Origin of the sequence: Paenibacillus shunpengii, assembly GCF_042684905.1 — a bacterium.
GTDB lineage: Bacteria > Bacillota > Bacilli > Paenibacillales > Paenibacillaceae > Paenibacillus > Paenibacillus shunpengii.
Genome location: NZ_JBHUMJ010000002.1, coordinates 389,239 through 407,277, shown reverse-complemented (window position 1 = coordinate 407,277; position 18,039 = coordinate 389,239). Strand labels below are relative to the sequence as shown.

Here is an 18,039-nt window from a genome sequence, read left to right as displayed (position 1 = left end):
TCCGCACCTCTCGATTTATGAGATTCTGAATACATGAGCGATCGGGGCGGCACCGGTCAGCTCGCCTTCCGGCAATTCAACTTCAATCCCTTCCCCTGTCTTCGTGAACGGGAGACCCTCAGCTCCAGCCACCAGATCAACCCGGGCAATATCCTGATTATTTAATGGCAGCACCACCGTGGGTTTAACCTCCTGTTTCTCATCCCCATAGAGATAAAAAGCATAGGTCTGCTCATTTTTTTGCGTAAAATGAATATTACCGATCGAATAGGGTTCACAGACCCTTGTTCCATATATGGATTCTCCATAAGCCTTCAGCCATGCCCCCATTCCCTCAATCCGGGCTATGGCTGTTCTGGACAATCGGCCGTCTGGCTGAGGTCCGACATTCAGCGCCAGATTTCCTCCCTTTGCAACAATCTCAATCAGCATATGAATCAGCTGCCGAACGGTTTTGTAGTCATCGTCGTATCTGAAAGAGAATGAGGTACCCATCGTAATACAGCTCTCCCACGGCACATGGAGTGCTCGTTCCGGCATCGTCTGCTCTGGTGTGATCAGGTTCTCGTATGGTCCTCCCACCGTGCGATCCGCAGACAGGAGCCAAGGCTGTAATTGACGGGCCTTCTCCACCACTTCGCCAATGCGGATATTTTGAACCCTGTAGTCGTTAACCCAACCGGCATCCAGCCATAGAACATCGATACGTCCATAGTCTGTCATCAGCTCCATAATCTGCTCATGTGTAAACTGTACAAATTCCTCCCATAGCCAAGGGTACTCCTTAGGGTTATAGCTCGGACCCCGTGATGTCTTGTTTCCTCGCTCCATCCCTTCAGCCCAATAATAGGGAGAGTGCCAGTCTGCCTTGGAGAAATAAGCCGAGATGCCAAGCCCCCGCGCACGGAAAGCGTCAAATAGATGCTTTGTAATATCCGCATACTTATGCCTTGAGAAGGGACAATCTCTCCCAGTAATCCGATATTCGGTAGTGCGGGTATTCCACATACAGAACCCATCATGATGCTTCGTTGTAAAGTTCAAATATTTAAATCCATTATCTGCGGCAAGCTCCGCCCATTTCTCTGGTTCAAAACGAATCGGGTTGAAGGTTTTGTTCAGTTCGAAATACTCCCGCTTCATCTCATCACCGTCAATATCCCACTCAATATCGGCACGGGACCAATCCGCATCTTCATCACTAAGAGCCCAGGACTCCACGATGCCAATCTGAGAGTAAGGACCCCAGTGCATCATCAGTCCGAGCTTCTGATCCTTGAACCATTCCAAACGTTCCAGCAATAACGGATCATCGGGCTTGATCCACTTATCCTCGCTGCTGTAATTATGAACTCCCTGCTCTACGGCAGGTGAAGCTTCTGTCTGCGTCTGATCTTGACTCATCATGTACTCCTCCTATTTAGCGAGATTTGTATGTCCAAATCTTTTTTTTATTGCTATCATGTATAAGAAATGACCATTTCATAGGAAAAGGAGGCGGCATTTCACCTTGAGAATGGACTATTTCAAATCCAAGCTGTTTCTGAAGTACATCCTGTCCTATCTGTTCATTCTGCTAATCCCTCTCGTAATCATGACCGTGTTTATTTATGAAAATGCTGTAGAAACCCTCCGTACTGAAATTGAAAGCTCGCGTCTAGCCCAACTCTCTCAAACGAAAGTAACCATTGATGGCCGAATGAAAGAGCTCAGTGACATTGCTTCACGGATCTCTTATGATGATCGGCTCTCGTCTTATCGTGTGAACAACACACGGACCAGCCCGGAAGCGATTCGCGCTCTGGATCAGTACAAGGCGACCAGTTCCATGATTGATGAAATTCATTTATACTTCCACAACGACAAACGTATATACTCCAGCAAAGGTCTGACTGACTTTGAAGTATTTGCAGACAATTTCAGCTTTGCAAGCTGGGACAAGCCGTCCTTGTATCGTGATCTGAATGAAGTGAAGCATCCGACGGTAAGACCTGCTGATCTGGTAACCAGGACCGGAGGTGTGCAGGACCGCAAGCTGGCCTTCCTCATTCCAATCACACCCAACAGCCTTAATCCTCATGCCACCGTCATGTACTTCATTAAGGAGGCAGAGATAACCAATCTGATCGACTCGATTCTTGGCAACTATCAAGGTCTCACCTTCGTATTGGACGCAGAAGGCCAAGTACTGGCTGCGAATCGTCAAGGTGATACCCTGAGTGAGGAAGCTTCCCAAACCCTGTTTAAAGAAACGGCTCCAGGCATCCATGAACAAACACTGGATGGAAAAGAGCATTCCATTGTATCGGTTCAATCCGAATCCAATGGATGGACTTATATGACGGTCATGCCGAGCTCCCAGTTCTTCAGCAGTGTGATCGATGTCCGAAGCGTCATGATTATGATCAGTGCGCTCGTACTGCTTATCGGAGCTGTCATCGCGCTCGTTCTGGCACGAATGCAGTATCGTCCGATCTCGTCGCTGGTCGAATTCGCATCCTCACGCTATCCTGAGACTCAGAATAATGGAAAGCACAGTTACCGAAACGAGCTGGAGCGAATTCGCTCTGCTCTGCAGGATTACAGCTCCCGCATGGATATACAGGAGCCTTTTGCCCGCAATCACTATCTGTCCACACTGATAAAGGTTGGAAATACCGAGCATCTGTCTCCAGAACTCACACAGCTGTTTGATCTTAATCTGAACAAACACAGTCTGTTTGTGATGGTTGTCAGCTGGAATGAAGCTAAGCCGTCAAATATGGATCATCGCAGCCGTATTATTCATCGCCTGGCTCGCTTTGAACTGCCTGAGCTGGAGGCAACGGGTTATGGAGTAGAACTGACACAGCTGGATCAATTCGCTATCATTATTAATTTTGATACCGTCGAAGCACTGGATGAACTGGCGCAAGTGAAGCAGATTACTGAGCAAATACGGAGCATGCTGATAAATACATTTGCCATTACACCCATGATTGGTACAGGCAGCTGTTATCAACATCTTCACGAGCTGAATCAATCTTATATCGAAGCCTGCTCTGCCTTTGATCTGCTCGTTCCAGGGGAATTCGGGTCTGTAGCGCTGTTTGCAGACTTATCGAAGACACCAAGCCATTCCTTCTGGATACCGAATCATGTTCAGCTCAAGCTCACACAGAGTCTCAAGCAGGGCAACTATGAGATTGCCTCCCAGATGATCCGCTCGTCCGTGGACAGTCTTACGACTTCCAAGCTGCCGGCCCTTCTCGTTCGATGCATCAGCTTTGATCTATTGAACACGATCTTAAAGACCGCTACCGAGCTGGGAGAGCATCATATGCTGCAAAGAATCGCTCCAGGCATGGTATTCAGCAGTTCTCTTAAAGAGCTGGAATCCGTTCTGCTCTCTCTTGCTTCCCAGGTCTGCACCGAGGTGGAGCAGGATTCCAAACAGGAAGAACAATCCTTAATTGACCGGATTATTGAATATATTGATACTCACTTTACAGATCACAACTTGAGCCTGGATACGATTTCCTGTGAATTTGAAATCTCACCGTCCCATGTCAGCCGTTCGTTCAAGGACAAGACAGGCATCAATTTCGTTCAGTACATCTGGCAGAAACGGCTCGATCGAATGATCCACCAGCTGAAGACAACCGATACACCGCTGAAGGATCTCATTCAGGAGGTCGGTTATCTGGATACACCGAACTTTATCCGCAAATTCAAGAAGGAAACCGGGCTTACGCCAGGACAATATCGCAAGCAGCACCGCAGCACCAATAATGATGAGGAAAGCGGCTCCGCCAGCTAGTGTGCGAAAAAAGCCAACATCCGTAAACTACGGTCTTTCGTAGAGGATGCTGGCTTTCTTCTTTTTTCACATTAGAGCAAGAGAATCTGTCTTATTGTCCTGCGGCATTCCATGTATCGTAAACTTCCTGATAAATCTCCTGAATGCGGTCCCCGCCCATCTTCTTCACCTGCTCCACGTAGCTGTCCCAATTGGACATAGGCTCTTCCCCGGTTACAAACTTTGCTTCCATCTGTGTTACATACGTGTTGAGGTCGGAGAGCAGCGCTGAGGCTTCATCCTGCTGTTCATTATTCAAGTAAGCATTCGGAAAAGGCGCTTTACCAATCGGTACGAGCTTCTCCTCATTCTCCTTGTTAATCCAATCATCAAACTCTGTTCTAAGCCCATTGGTCAGCTCAGGTGTGTTATATCCCGGGGTCAGCATGCCGAAGTTCGGTGTGATCGTGCCTCTGTACTCTTCGCGATCTCCACCGCCTGGAACAGGAAGCCATTCTTTTTCATACGTATCCTTATTGGTGTACTTCCACAGTGTTCCTTCAGGGCCTTGGTTAAACAAGGTTTGCCCTTCGATCGTATACAGATAATCAATCCAGCGCATAGTTGCTTCCGGATGCTCATTCACACTGGTAATCGCAAAGGTGCCGTTAGCGGACAGTCCTGGATGCATTCCATAGACTGGAGAACCCTCGATCTCGCTCGCAACCGGAGTCATCAGCGGATTATTCATTGCGTCATTCGGATCTCCACCCAAGGTAAAGTAGGAGTAGTAATCGTTAAAGACCGCAATCTGATTATTCTCGCCTTTAGCTTTTTTCTGCTCAGGCGTCTGGGAGAAGGTCTCATGATCCAACAGTTCCTCTTCCCATAGACGGTTCATGAATTCCAAATAACCCTTGTAGCCTTCCTGCATCGGACTGTAAAAAACTTGATCCTGTTTATCTACATAAACGACCGGATCGTAAATGCCCCAGAAGCCTAGGAAATACATCCGCAGATCATCCAGCTTAACCGACGTCAGCGGAATTTCGTCAGCCTGTCCGTTGCCGTTCGGATCTTCTGTCTTCACTCTTTTCAGAAACTCATACAGCTCCTCCGTTGTACCCGGAAGCTTGTCTACACCCAGGGCTTCCAGCATTTTGCCGTTATACCACATTGGACTGCGGTACCAGACAGCAGCACTGTCGATGAATGGGAGGGCGTATATATGTCCATCAGGTGTTGTAAAGGATTTGCGAATGTCGGGATTCTCATCGAACAATTTCTTAATATTTGGTGCGTAACCTCCATCAATGTAAGGCTCAAGCGGGATAAGAGAACCCTGAGTCCCGTAAGTCACCTGCTCTGCCGGTGTGAGATCCGCTGCATACAGGACGTCTGGCAGATCACCACTTGCAAAGACAAGGTTCTTCTTTGTTGCGAAGCTGTCAATCGGTGTGAGCTGATATTCGAACTTAATGTTCGTGAGCTTCTCTGCTTCCTGCAGGACCGGCATATTACTCCAGTCCGCTACACCAGCATCCTGGGACATCATGGTCATCGTGATCGGCTCGTCCACAATTGGAAAGCCCTCTTTCTTAACGCCAGTCTCCTCCGGGGTACCGGGCTCCGCCGTCTCGCCTGATTCAGAAGGTGAGGTTCCGCATGCGGCAAGCATGCTTGCGGAAAGGATCAAACTGAGAAGAACCGCTGACTTCTTACGAACTCTCTTCATGACAACAACTCCCTTTTCTGATGGTTTATATGGTAACGATCAGCCCTTTACGGAGCCGATCATAACACCCTGTACAAAATAGCGCTGCAAGAATGGATAGATAATGATGACCGGAAGCGTAGAGACGATGATAACGGCATATCGGACGAGCGCTGCTACCTCCGCTTTGTTATTGAGGGCCGTAGCGGATGTGCTGTCCATCATGCCAGAGCCTTGGGCCGACATTTCCTGCAGAACGAGAATCTGTCTGAGCACGAGCTGCAGTGGATATTTATCCGAATCATTGAAATAGATCATAGCGGAGAAGTAGCTGTTCCAGTGTCCTACTCCGTAGAAGAGCGCCATGACGGCAATGATTGGCATCGAGAGCGGTAATATAATTTTGAGAAACAGCTTCAAATTCGAGCATCCATCGATTTGCGCTGCTTCATGAAGCTCACCCGGGATTGTCCCCTGGAAGAAGGTGCGGGAGACGATAATGTTCCATACCGACGCGGCGGATGGAAGAATCAGCGCCCACATGCTGTTGATCATACCCAGCTCCTTGATCAGCAGATAGGTTGGCACAAGGCCTCCTCCGAAGAACATCGTGACCATAAACATCCCCATAAAAAAGTTTCTTCCTACAAAATCTCTTCGACTGAGTGCATAAGCTGCAGGTATGGTGACCATCAGGTTCACCGCAGTACCGACTACGGTGTATAGAATGGTGTTTGCGTAACCTGACCAGATCCGTGTATCCTGAAACACGCGCTGATACCCCTCAAAGGTAATATCTTTGGGAAAGAGCCACATCGCTCCGGAAGCAACGGCCTTTGGATCACTAATCGAAGCACTCATCATATAGACCAGCGGATAAGCGACAACAAGAAATGCAATCGTGACATAGAGATAATTCAGTGCCAGAAAAATTTTGTCTTGTCTCGTTTCTTTAATACCGGTTAGCATTGTCCAGCCCCCTCCTCTACCACAGACTATTCTCACTTGTCCTGCGTGCGATCTGATTAACTACAATGAGCAATATGGCGTTGATGACAGAATTGAACAGCCCGACAGCCGTTGAGAAACTGTACTGCGCATTCTCAAGCCCTGAACGGTATACAAAGGTCGAAATGACATCCGAAGATTCCATATTCAGCGGATTCTGCATGAGGAGAATCTTCTCGAAGCCGACGCCGAGCAGACTTCCCATGTTCAGAATGAGCAGAATGGTCATCGTTGGCACCAATACAGGAATGTTAATGTTCCATATCCGCTGCAGCCGGTTCGCCCCATCAATGATGGCTGCCTCATGAAGGCCAGGGTCTGCTGCTGACAACGCAGCCAGATAGATGATCGTTCCCCACCCGGCACTCTGCCATACGCCGGACAGCACATATACCGTCTTAAACCAGGCTGGACTTGTCAGAAAGGCTGGGGCATCAAAACCAAGCCATTCAATAAAATGGATTAGAATCCCCGTTGAAGGTGATAGGAATGAAATGATCATCCCGACCATAACGACCATGGAGATAAAATGAGGTGCGTAAGTGACGGTCTGGGCAAGCTTCTTGAAGCGCTTGTGCTTCAGTTCATTGAATGCCAGCGCCAGAATAATCGGAATCGGAAAACCAACAGCCAGCTCATATAAGCTGATCGTCAGCGTATTCCACATCAAATCCCAGAAATAATAAGAGTCAAAGAATCGAATAAAGTGATCGAAGCCAATCCAAGGGCTGCCGAATATCCCGCGAACCGGATTGTAATTCTTGAACGCAATCTGGATGCCATACATGGGTCCGTAATGGAATATAAGAAAATACAAAAATGCCGGTGCAATAAACAAATACAGCTCCCAGTTTCTCCAGATCTTCTGCCATTGCTTTCTGCTGCTTTTTGGCCTCGACATCGTCTGTTGTTTACTGACCGCCTTGATCTCCTGCACACAGGTTCGCCTCCTTCTGTCATCACTCATCTTGATCTTGCGCCAGGAGCAAGCCTCCAAATACAAATCCTGATATGTCAGTTTTGTTGGCGCAGCTTTAGGTTAACGATAGTGGATAAGGCTTCATTTCGTAAACATGTCATTTTGGCACACGGCATAAACGTTGATACATCAAGGTTTTATCAGGTTATAGTCAACAATTTACAATTCAATAATATGTTATTTTCGCACATAAGAAAGCGATTACATATGTGAAAACGGAAAAATACCAATAGAAAATGACTGTTTATTTCGATCCAACTTTACATATAATTTACCTCATTTTATTTGTAAGCGATTTTACGGTGTGAAATTAAGTGACATGTTTATTAAAAAATATAAAAAAATATCTTCGACCCGAAATTAACTTAACATGGTCGAAGATACTGTCCAAGACTATTTCATTTTTATCGTCTTAATTTCATAAGGCCGGAAGCTGAGATCAATGACTCCCTCCTGATGACTCAGCATACTCCGTTCTTTCTCCAGTGCATCGGATTCAAACACCTCGCTCAGCTTGGCAGGCCAGGTAAGGCGTGCCTGTCCATTTCCTCCAGAAGCTTCATACATTCTGACAATCCACCCCGTGCCGTCTTCTGCCGGTTTGAGTGTATCCAGAATGACATGCTGACTTTGAAATGGAAGCAATGAATATCTTTCCGGCAAAGTACCGGAAGAAGCATTGGAGCGTGCCTTACTCAACTGAATATCCGTATTCAGCTCTGCTGCCTTGCGGAGCGTCCCTGCCTCCTGCCAGCTTCCTAGATGCGGATATAGAGAGTAGGTAAAGCTATGCTCTCCCAAATCCGCTGTGAGATCCGGCCACTTCGGAGCCCGCAAGAGAGACAATCGAATCGTGCTCTCCTGAATGTCATATCCGTATTTACAGTCATTCAGCAGACTGACACCATATCCATGCTCTGACAGATCAACGAAGCGATGTCCGCACACCTCGAATTGGGCTTGTTCCCAGCTCGTATTCCGATGAACTGAACGCTCAATGGTGCCGAAAGGAATTTCGAATACCGCCTTGTTGGTCACGACCTGCACTGGGAAAGCAGCCTTGAGCAGCTTATGCGCTTCATTCCATTCCACATGGGTCTTGAAGTCAATACGCTTGTCGTGATGATAAAAAATAACGTCCTGCCGAATCGTCGACTGGCTCAGCTTCCAAGTGAACCGGAATATGTCCTGTACCTTGCCATGACTGAGCAGCTGTCGATGGACCAGGATCGGATCATCCGCCTTCTGCTGTTCATACCGAGGATCAATATCCCAAGCATCCCAATAGGTCGGCCGGTCGTGATACAGCTCCAATCGGTTGAGTTGCTCTCCTGGCCTTACAATTTCACGTGCGGCATCCTTATCCCATAGACTTGTTATTTCTCCATTTGCTCCAAATGTCACGGAATAATAGGCCGTTTCCCATTGATCAGGGAATTCCGCGGGTTGAGATGTTGCCTGTTCCTGAGCAAGGTCGTCCCCCGTCGCGATTCCTTGTTCTTTCAACCAAATGGTTCGATAACCAAAGGCTGGAATATCCTTCACAAGCACATGTAGACGCGAAGCTGGTTGTCCCTGCTCCTTCTGCTGCTTATCCTGCTCTTGCTCGCTATCCGGCTGATCATCCTGCTCCTCCTGCTCGTCATCCGGCTGCTCATTCCGTTCATATTGCAGAACCTGACCTGTCTCATCATAAGGAATCATATTTGCACCATGCACATCAAGGTCCACGATCGCATTTCTGGCCCATCCAAGACTGTTACATACGATATAGGGAATTCCAGCTCCATCAAGTGAAACGTGCTCTGCGATTTGCCGCAAACGTTCAGCTAACACTTCCGAGCCGATGTTAAAAATCTGTTTATACTCCTCAGAAGAGGTATCGTAAGTTTCCGTAATGGCAGAGCCAGGGATGATATCATGGAATTGATTCAGCAGAATCAGCTTCCACCCTTGCTCCAAATTCACGGATTCGATATGACCATTGTTATGATCTCCCCCTGCCAGCTTACTCAGGCTGTGCCATACTTCAGCCTCTCTATACAGAACTTCTGCCTTTCGGTTAGCCCGTTTATTCCTGGCATGAGTCGTATAGGTACCTCTGTGCAGCTCCAGATATAAATCCCCATGCCATTTGGGAAGCCGGTGCCGGGCCTCTTCCGTCGTCTGGAAGAATGCTGCAGCAGTACTGTACCGAACCTCCGGCTGTCCAACGAGCAGCTCACTGCGGTCCATGTATTCCAGCATCTCCCGGGTTACGCCGCCTCCTCCGTCTCCATGTCCATAGAGAAGCATCTGCTGTGGATGAACAGCCCGCTGCCGATAAGATTGCCAGTGCTCTTCGATATCCTTCGGCGATGTATCCTCATTCAATCCATGATTGAGATAAGAGAGCATCGGTGTACCATCAATACCGACCCATTGAAACAGGTCAAACGGAAATACATTAGTGTCATTCCAGTTCAGCTTGGTCGTCATGAAATAGCGAATACCGCCATGCTGCAGAATCTGGGGCAAGGAGGCACAATAACCAAACGTATCAGGGAGCCACTCGATCTCCGAAGTACGTCCGAATTCTTGTTCATAGAATCGCTGTCCATAGAGCATCTGCCGCATCAGTGACTCACCACTCGGAATATTCAGATCCGGTTCCACCCACATCCCCCCGACCAGCTCCCAGCGGCCTTCTTGAATGCGGCGTTTAACACGTTCATACAGTTCAGGGTCATGCTCCTTCAGGAATTGATACAGGATCGGCTGACTCTGTGCAAATTGGTACTCAGGGTACTCATCCATCAATCGATCTACGGTGGAGAAGGTTCGGCTCGTCTTGCGTACCGTTTCCCTGACCGGCCACAGCCAGGCAATATCAATGTGTGACTGACCGACCATATGCTCTATCCCTTCCGCACTTCCACCGATCTGCTTCACTAGAGCAATGAGCTGCTCCTCCAGCTCCCTTATCCGGCTTCCTTCACGAATGTCGGCTTCACTCATTCCGAGATAGCCATCCAGCGTCCGGTACATCGCTTCACGCAGTCTGACTCTCCGCATATCACTCTCCGCCAGCTGCTGTGCCGTGCCCAGTAGTGTTCGAAGGGTATACATTAAGCTCTGAACTGGACGATTCACCTTTACAAGCAGGCTGGTTATGCTGGAGATCGGTGCAGGTCTGTTCGCTTGATGGTTTAGCGGGTCAATCGGCTCTGGAATCGGATCATAGAGCTCAATCGTTAATTCCAGCTTTGAATTCTTCCCGGCATATGCCGGGTCAAGTGTCACATAGGTATGGTTCCGGTCCAAGCCCTGATAAGAAGTCCCATTGACTCTGAGTAGTCCTTCCCCGCTCCCGGCGTTAAACACAAGGCCGATCCCTTCCTTCCCCCAAGTCTCCGGCCAATCCAGCTCTTTTCTGAAGAAATAGGTGATTCCGTGCTGACCGGGAAACTGCGTAAGTGCTGTCCCCTCTGGAAGGGAGGTCTCCTCATCATATTCACCAGGCATGTGATACGTTGTGCTCGTCATTCCCCAATCGTTAATCTCTGTACTCTCCAGCCACTGTCTCTCGGATAGTTCCCGAATCATTCTTTGAATTCGCTGCATTTCGCTTAACCCTCCAGTACAGTAAGTTCTGTGGTCAGTGTGTCATCTACATGTCTGCCAATCCTGATGTGAAAAAGTCCGGGCTCAACAACCCGCTTATAATCTGCTCCAACATACTCCAGTTCTCCGCGTCCGATAGGAAACGTGATGCGTCTCTCCTCACCGGGTTCAAGCTCTACCTTGCGGAATCCTTTCAGCTCAAGCTTCGGTCTTGTATACAGACTTGCTGCATCCGAAATATACAGCTGAACGACTTCTGCCCCTCGGCAATCTCCTGTATTCTTTACGATGACTTCGGCTTCGACCGTATCCTCTATATACATCTCGGAGGCAGACAAACGGAGATCGCTATATGTAAACGAGGTGTAGCTGAGTCCATATCCGAAGGGATACATCGGCTTACTATCCTCTTCCAAATATCTTCTACCGCGTGAGCGCTTGCCCCGGTAATGTACAGGCAGCTGACCGACATGCTTCGGTATCGAAACGGTCAGCCGGCCTGACGGATTAACATCACCGAACAATACATCGGCTGCAGCATGTCCTCCCTCCTGTCCAGGGTACCAGGCTTCGAGAATAGCATCCGCATGTGCATCGAGCCAAGGCTCTGTTATCGGGCGGCCATTAATATATATCACGATCAGCTTCTTGCCAAGCTTATGAATCTCCTGCGCCAGCTGCAGCTGTACACCGGATAAAGTCAAGGTCATCCGGTCAATTCCTTCTCCACAGTCCATGTCATTCCATGTATCAGTAACGACAGAAGCACCGGTCCGAAGATCAATGGTCCCTTCTCCAAAATCCCTTGCACTCGACCCGCCAAGCACAAGCAAGACCGTATCTGCCTGGGCCGCACAGGCAAGTGCCGCCTCAAAGCCTTCACGGCTGTCCCCTTGAATTCGGCAGCCAGGCGCATATAATACCCGCTCGGGATGATCAGCGAGCTTAGCCTTGATTCCGTCCAGCACTGTCGTTACAGCCCCATCCGGCTGAGGAGATGTATAATCACCCAATTGATTATAGGCTTGATCCGCATTGGGTCCGATGACGGCGATTACACCGTTCGTCCTTGACAGCGGCAGAGCCTGGCCTTCATTTTTGAGCATTATGATTCCTTCGGCTGCCACCTGTCTTGCCAGCCGCTTATGCGCTGCGCTGCCGATGACTTCCCCGGCCTTCTTGGGGTCGCAATATGGATGATCGAACAGACCCAGCCTGAATTTCAGCGTCAGTACCCGCCGCACCGCCTGATCCAGTACTTCTATGTCTACCCTTCCTGTCTCCACGGCTTCTCCCAAATACTTCGCAAACATCTCCCCGGACATCTCCATATCAATACCGGCTGTGATCGCTTGGGCTGCGGCAGACAGACCATCCTCCGCGGTATCATGACCCCAGGCCAGCATATTGATTGCACCACAGTCGGTGATGACCATACCGTCGAAGCCCCACTCTGTGCGAAGAATGTCCTTCAGCAGTTCTTTATTCGACGTGCACGGTGTACCATCAATTTCATTGTAAGCCGGCATGATAGAAGCGGCTCCTGCCTCGACTGCACGGCGAAATGGATACAAATCAACTTCTCGCAGCTCACGCATCCCCATATGAACAGGGCCGGCATTTCTTCCGCCTTCCGAGCTGCCATATCCGGCAAAATGCTTCAGTGTAGCCGCAACAGAGGTCTGTTGATCGAGTGAATCACCTTGCAGTCCTTTAACTGAGGCCACTGCAAACTCACCAATCAGATAGGGGTCCTCACCGAAGCATTCTTCGGTTCTTCCCCATCTCGGATCACGCACCACATCAAGCACCGGCGAATACGTCACTGCTCCGCCCTGACTTCTCGTCTCCAGTGCAACAGCACGGCACATCTTGCTGTATAGCTCGGTATTCCACGTGCTGCCGATTAACAGAGGGACGGGAAATACAGTTGCACCAATGGCCATATGACCATGAGAGCATTCCTCTCCGAACAAGATCGGAATTCCGAGCCGCGAGTGCTGGATCGCATAACGCTGAATTTCATTGACCGCTCCTGCCCCCAGCTCAGGTGATAGTCCGTTCTCTATCGTTACCTCTGTCCATGGATCTGCCCTGAGAACACCATAGAGTGAGCCAATGCCGCCCTTATGCACCTGTCTGCGAAATTCTTCTGTTAAATTAATCTGACCTTCTGCGTTCTCGTACACTTTCCAGCCGAACGGCTGCACCAATTGTCCGATCTTCTCTTCCATTGTCATTTGCTTCAGCAGATCTTCCGTACGTTCTGTCACCGATTTTGCTGCATCTTTATAGATCATCATGCCAGCTCATCTCCTCTTTGTCTGTCGCATCAGCATTCACATCAAATCTATTCTTATAAGAGAGACCTTGAGGTCTATCCTTGCGAACACCATATCAGCTTTGATCTGACTGTAGAAGATAAGAGCAAAAATAACATATGGGCCGAAAATAACACACTTGCACGATTGTTGTGGATCCATTCCAGTCAGCTGCTCAAGTACAACTAAATTACGTAACATCCTGGAACGTAAAAAAAGTCCGGCTGTCAGCCGGACTTCAATTTAGATATAGTCGTTTCATGTATACAATTATCTATCAAAAGTTAGCTAAACTATTTCACACCGTTGTACACAAACGCCTTGATGATCGAACGCTGGGCGAAGAAAAAGACGACGAGAATCGGCAGAACCAGAATAAGATTGGCTGCCATAAGAATATTCCAAGTCGCGACTCCCTCCGTCTGTCGGATCTTCGCAATCCCGAGCGGCAGCGTTCTTGCTGTTTCATTCGTCGTCATGACAAGCGGCCAGAAGTAGTCATTCCAGTGACTGATGAAGCTGAACAGAGCAATGGTGATCAGTGCTGGACGTGCCATCGGAATCATCAGCTTCCACATAATCTTCCACTCCTTGGCCTTGTCGAGTCTGGCTGCTTCAATCAGCTCCTCGGGAACCTGTTTAAAGGACTGACGGAGCAGGAAGATGCCAAAAGCACTGGAGGCAAAGGGCAGAATCAGACCCAGATGGGTATTCAGCATGTTCCAGGAGCTGAGCTGCAAATAGACGGGAAGAAAGATCAGCTGGGATGGAATCATCAAGGTAACCATTACAAGTCCGAACAAAATACCCGAGCCCTTGAACTGAAATCTGGCAAAGGCATAGGCTGCAGGGATAATCGTCAGCATTTGCAGAATCAAGATCCCGACAGCGATGAGTACACTGTTCATAAAATAATGGAGAAACGGACCCGAGTTCCAGGCCTGGATAAAATTCTGCCATTGCGGATTATTTGGTATCCAATCCGGAGGAAAAATCATCGTCTCCGGCAGTGTTTTTAGAGATGTGGAGATCATCCACGCAAAGGGCAGTGCGAAGATCAGGACCAGGATCAGCAAGCCGATGACGTTGACGACCTTCAGGACGCTGTTCATTGCGCTCAGCCCACTCCAGCTCTGCTGTCTGCCTGTGTTCCCCGCGGTCTCCCTCGTTCTAGCTGTAGGATCTATTGCATTCACTTCATTTCCTCTCCTTCCTCATGCTTACCGGTAATGGACGCGTCTTGATAACATACGGAAATAAATGATGGTAAGCAAGCCGACAATGATAAGCAGTATGACACCCGCTGCAGAAGCGTAACCGATCTTGAAGAAGCGGAAGCCGTATTCATAAATGTAATAGACGAGTGTATTGGTCGAATTCACCGGACCGCCCTGCGTCATAATGGCAATGGTTTCAAACACCTGGAACGAACCGATCATGCTCATAATCGCCAGGAAGAATAGCGTTGGTGACAGCATGGGCAGCGTCAGCTTCCAGAAGGTCCGCAGCGGCTTGGATCGATCGAGTGCAGCGGCTTCATAGATACTTGGCGGTATGCTCTGAAGTCCTGCGATAAAGACAAGTGTATTAAAGCCGATCCCTTTCCACACGGCCACCAGAATGAGTGACATGAGTGACGTATCCGGATGCGACAGCCAATCCAGCGGCGCCATTCCAAACAGCCCGATAACCCAGTTGAGCAGCCCGTATTCCGGATCCATCAGCCAGCTCCACAGCAGGGAGATGGATACCAGAGAAATAATATGCGGACTGAAGATCGCGCCCTGAACAAACCCATAGAACAGCCCCGAGCGGTTAAGCCATAGTGCGATCAACAGTGAGAAGCTGAGTGTCAGTGCCACGGTGGCAAAGGTGTAAATTGTCGTATTCAGAAGAACCTGCATAAACTCTGAATCCGACAAAAGATCCGAAAAATTTTGCAAGCCTACATAATTCTTCGTCGGACTGACAAAATTCCAATCAAAAAAACTAAGATAGATCATATAAAAGATCGGATAAATAAAGAACACACCAAAGATCAATAGCGATGGAGATATCATTCCATAAGGTCTAAGCTTCTCCCAGAAACGAGATGTCATGCTACAGCCCTCCACCGATCGAGATCAATTCCGGAGCATTCGGCTTGGCCCCTTCATGCTCTTGCCTGATTTCATACTGCTTCAGTCTTTGACCTTCGGTATTAAAATAGTACAGGCGCTCATACGGAACCGTAATGTTGACTCTGTTATCCGGTACAAGCGGCTCTAGAAAGGTCTTGATTGAGAACACGCCGAATGGAGACCCAATCTGATAGATATTCTCTGCACCCAGACTTTCCCGTGTCATGATCTCTCCATCCAGGCGAAGACCTTCCGAGGAATCCTGTGGATTCAAGAGGGCATGCTCTGGCCGGAAGCCGAAGCTTGCTATGTCCTGTGATTTTCCTTGTGCCGAATGAAGCTTGAATCCCTTGTACGGAAGCACATTCATAGCCGGAGTACCAATAAACTGGGCTGCAAATACGTTAGCCGGATCGTTGTACAGCGTCATCGGCGATGCTGCCTGCTGAATGACGCCTTTGTTCATAATAACGATCTCATCCCCCATAGACATGGCTTCCACTTGATCATGAGTGACATATACAAAGGTCGTGCCGAGCCGTTTATGCAGCTGAATCAGCTCCGTCCGCATCTGGTGGCGCAGCTTCGCATCGAGGTTAGAGAGCGGCTCATCCAGGATGAACACCTGCGGCTTCTTGACCATGGCACGTGCCAGCGCTACCCGCTGTCTCTGCCCGCCGGACAGCATCTCCGGCTTCTTCTTCATGTAATCGCTGAGACCCACGATCTCAGCGATATCCTTGATGAGCTTCTCCCGTTCCTTCTTCGGCACCTTCCGATTGACGAGTCCAAACTCGATATTGTCATACACGTTCATTGTCGGGTACAAGGCATAATTCTGAAATACCATGGCCACATCGCGGTTGCCTGGAGCCACTCCGTTGACGCATATGTCATCAATCCAGATCTCGCCCTTTGTCTGCTCATCCAGACCTGCAATCATTCGTAGTGTCGTCGATTTACCACAGCCCGAGGGTCCGACGAGGACGGTGAAGGAACCGTCCCGAATCGTCAGATCCAAATCCTTGATAACCTCTTCTTCCTTGAAGAATTTGCTGATTCCCTTCAGCTCAATTCTGCCCATAGTAGAGCCACCTCCCGTTTATTTGCTGAGCAGCGCGTTTGCTTTCTCAGCCGCTTCATCCAGCGCCTGCTGAGGCGTCACATTAGCATCGAGAATTGTTTTTTCAATTGCGCTCTTCATGATTTGTGCAACTTCCGGATAAGCCGTCTCCATTGGACGAGGTCTTGCATATTCCAGCTGATCCACAGCTACTTTATATTGCGGATATTCTTTGTACAGGGACTGCATTTCTTCTGTTTCCAGTGCGGACAGACGAGTTGGCAGGTATCCTACATGCTCACTTTGATAGATGGTGCTCTCCGTCGTTGTCATGAACTTGATGAACTCCCATGCTGCTGCCTGCTCCTCCTCTGTAAGCTTGGACGTCATCACGAGCTGACAACCGCCTGTTGGTACACCATAGGATTTGTTTGCCGGCATGAAGGCAGTGTCGAACTCAAAATTATTTCCTTCTGAAATATCAATTGCTCCTGCTACGCCTGCTGTAGAACCGAATTTGAATGCCGACGTTTGGTTAGCCCAGTCCTTGTCAGCCGTTGCCCCTGCCTCGTCCCCTACCGGGATTTTGATCAAGCCTTCGTTTGCAAGCTTCTTCCAGAATTCCACCGGTTCAACACCTTCTGGGGAATTGAACAGTACCGATTTACCGTCTTCAGCCAAAATTTGTCCTCCGGATTGGGCAACAAGTCCTTCGTAGAACCAAATATCGACCGGCATGGTCATCAGTGAGATTAATTTTTCCTTAAGTTTACGTCCATATTCCTCGAATTCTTGCCAGTTCTTTGGTCCGGCAGGATCAAGGCCTGCTTCTTCAAGCACAGTTACGTTCATATACATGATCGGTGTGCTGCGCATGAAGGGAAGTCCGTACAGCTTATCGTCTACATAGGCATTTCCCATAAGGCCCGGGTTAAAATCATCCATTTGTACTTCCTCAGCATCCTGCTCTGCTAATGGACCAAGCTCTTGAATCATTCCGTATCTGGCAAATGTTGCAGTTGATGCGATTTCCAGGTCGGAAACGGCAGGTGCATCCCCTGCGGCAAATGCAGCCTGAACCTTGGCATGCAGGTCGTCATAATTTCCTTGGTATTCAGCGATGACTTCAATCTCATCCTGGGATTCATTGAAGCGTTTAACCAGCTCCTGCTTCGCCTCTTCGATCTTGTCTCCGAAGGCATACCAGTATTTGATCTGAATCTTCTCTCCTGTGCCTTCACTTGCACTTGCCGAGCCTGCCCCCGCATTCGTCGCCGAGCTTTCTCCGGATTCACCGCCGCAGGCGGATAGCATAACCGCCATTCCCAGCATGAGTGATAAGAACCCCCGTCTTTTATTTCTTTTCATTTTCTATTTCCTCCTAATCGTTTTAAAGCCGCTCTTGGACATGACAAAAGAAACCTGAACGAAACCATTCAAGGCTCTATACAAG

Annotated in this window: 11 protein-coding genes; 1 reads left to right on the top strand and 10 read right to left on the bottom strand. The window is 48.8% G+C overall.

Going from position 1 to position 18,039, the window contains the following annotated elements; genetic code table 11:
* Positions 1 to 15: 15 nt before the first annotated feature.
* The gene (locus tag ACFSVM_RS01730; protein WP_379262841.1) at positions 16 to 1,404 is read right to left on the bottom strand and encodes an alpha-L-fucosidase; all 1,389 of its coding nucleotides are present in this window, start codon (positions 1,402 to 1,404) and stop codon (positions 16 to 18) included.
* A gap of 112 nt (positions 1,405 to 1,516) precedes the next feature.
* Here ACFSVM_RS01730 and ACFSVM_RS01725 point away from each other — a divergent pair, with 112 nt between their 5' ends.
* Positions 1,517 to 3,799 carry a helix-turn-helix domain-containing protein gene (locus tag ACFSVM_RS01725; RefSeq protein WP_379262839.1) on the top strand — a complete coding sequence of 761 codons (2,283 nt, stop codon included), beginning with the start codon at positions 1,517 to 1,519 and terminating at the stop codon, positions 3,797 to 3,799.
* Between the two features lie 91 nt (positions 3,800 to 3,890).
* Here the strand turns inward: ACFSVM_RS01725 and ACFSVM_RS01720 are convergent, their stop codons facing one another.
* The 9 genes from ACFSVM_RS01720 to ACFSVM_RS01680 all read right to left on the bottom strand — a co-directional run bounded on the left by ACFSVM_RS01720 (position 3,891) and on the right by ACFSVM_RS01680 (position 17,954).
* Positions 3,891 to 5,513, bottom strand: a complete 1,623-nt coding sequence (locus ACFSVM_RS01720; protein WP_076312195.1) for an extracellular solute-binding protein — start codon at positions 5,511 to 5,513, stop codon at positions 3,891 to 3,893.
* Positions 5,514 to 5,552: 39 nt separating this feature from the next.
* Complete coding sequence (locus ACFSVM_RS01715; RefSeq protein WP_379260057.1) at positions 5,553 to 6,461, bottom strand: carbohydrate ABC transporter permease; 909 nt, start codon at positions 6,459 to 6,461, stop codon at positions 5,553 to 5,555.
* A 16-nt stretch (positions 6,462 to 6,477) separates the two neighbouring features.
* On the bottom strand, positions 6,478 to 7,401 hold the full coding sequence (locus ACFSVM_RS01710; protein ID WP_090726417.1) for an ABC transporter permease: 924 nt from the start codon (positions 7,399 to 7,401) through the stop codon (positions 6,478 to 6,480).
* 471 nt (positions 7,402 to 7,872) lie between these two features.
* Positions 7,873 to 11,082 carry an alpha-mannosidase gene (locus tag ACFSVM_RS01705; protein WP_379260055.1) on the bottom strand — a complete coding sequence of 1,070 codons (3,210 nt, stop codon included), beginning with the start codon at positions 11,080 to 11,082 and terminating at the stop codon, positions 7,873 to 7,875.
* Between the two features lie 5 nt (positions 11,083 to 11,087).
* Positions 11,088 to 13,385 carry a glycoside hydrolase family 3 N-terminal domain-containing protein gene (locus tag ACFSVM_RS01700; RefSeq protein ID WP_379260053.1) on the bottom strand — a complete coding sequence of 766 codons (2,298 nt, stop codon included), beginning with the start codon at positions 13,383 to 13,385 and terminating at the stop codon, positions 11,088 to 11,090.
* A 311-nt stretch (positions 13,386 to 13,696) separates the two neighbouring features.
* Positions 13,697 to 14,515, bottom strand: coding sequence for a carbohydrate ABC transporter permease (locus ACFSVM_RS01695; protein WP_047913487.1), 819 nt, complete (start codon positions 14,513 to 14,515; stop codon positions 13,697 to 13,699).
* Positions 14,516 to 14,623: 108 nt separating this feature from the next.
* Complete coding sequence (locus tag ACFSVM_RS01690; RefSeq protein ID WP_076312198.1) at positions 14,624 to 15,502, bottom strand: carbohydrate ABC transporter permease; 879 nt, start codon at positions 15,500 to 15,502, stop codon at positions 14,624 to 14,626.
* A 1-nt stretch (position 15,503) separates the two neighbouring features.
* Positions 15,504 to 16,607, bottom strand: coding sequence for an ABC transporter ATP-binding protein (locus tag ACFSVM_RS01685; protein WP_076312199.1), 1,104 nt, complete (start codon positions 16,605 to 16,607; stop codon positions 15,504 to 15,506).
* An 18-nt stretch (positions 16,608 to 16,625) separates the two neighbouring features.
* The gene (locus ACFSVM_RS01680) at positions 16,626 to 17,954 is read right to left on the bottom strand and encodes an ABC transporter substrate-binding protein (protein ID WP_379260050.1); all 1,329 of its coding nucleotides are present in this window, start codon (positions 17,952 to 17,954) and stop codon (positions 16,626 to 16,628) included.
* Between the last annotated feature and the right edge of the window lie 85 nt (positions 17,955 to 18,039).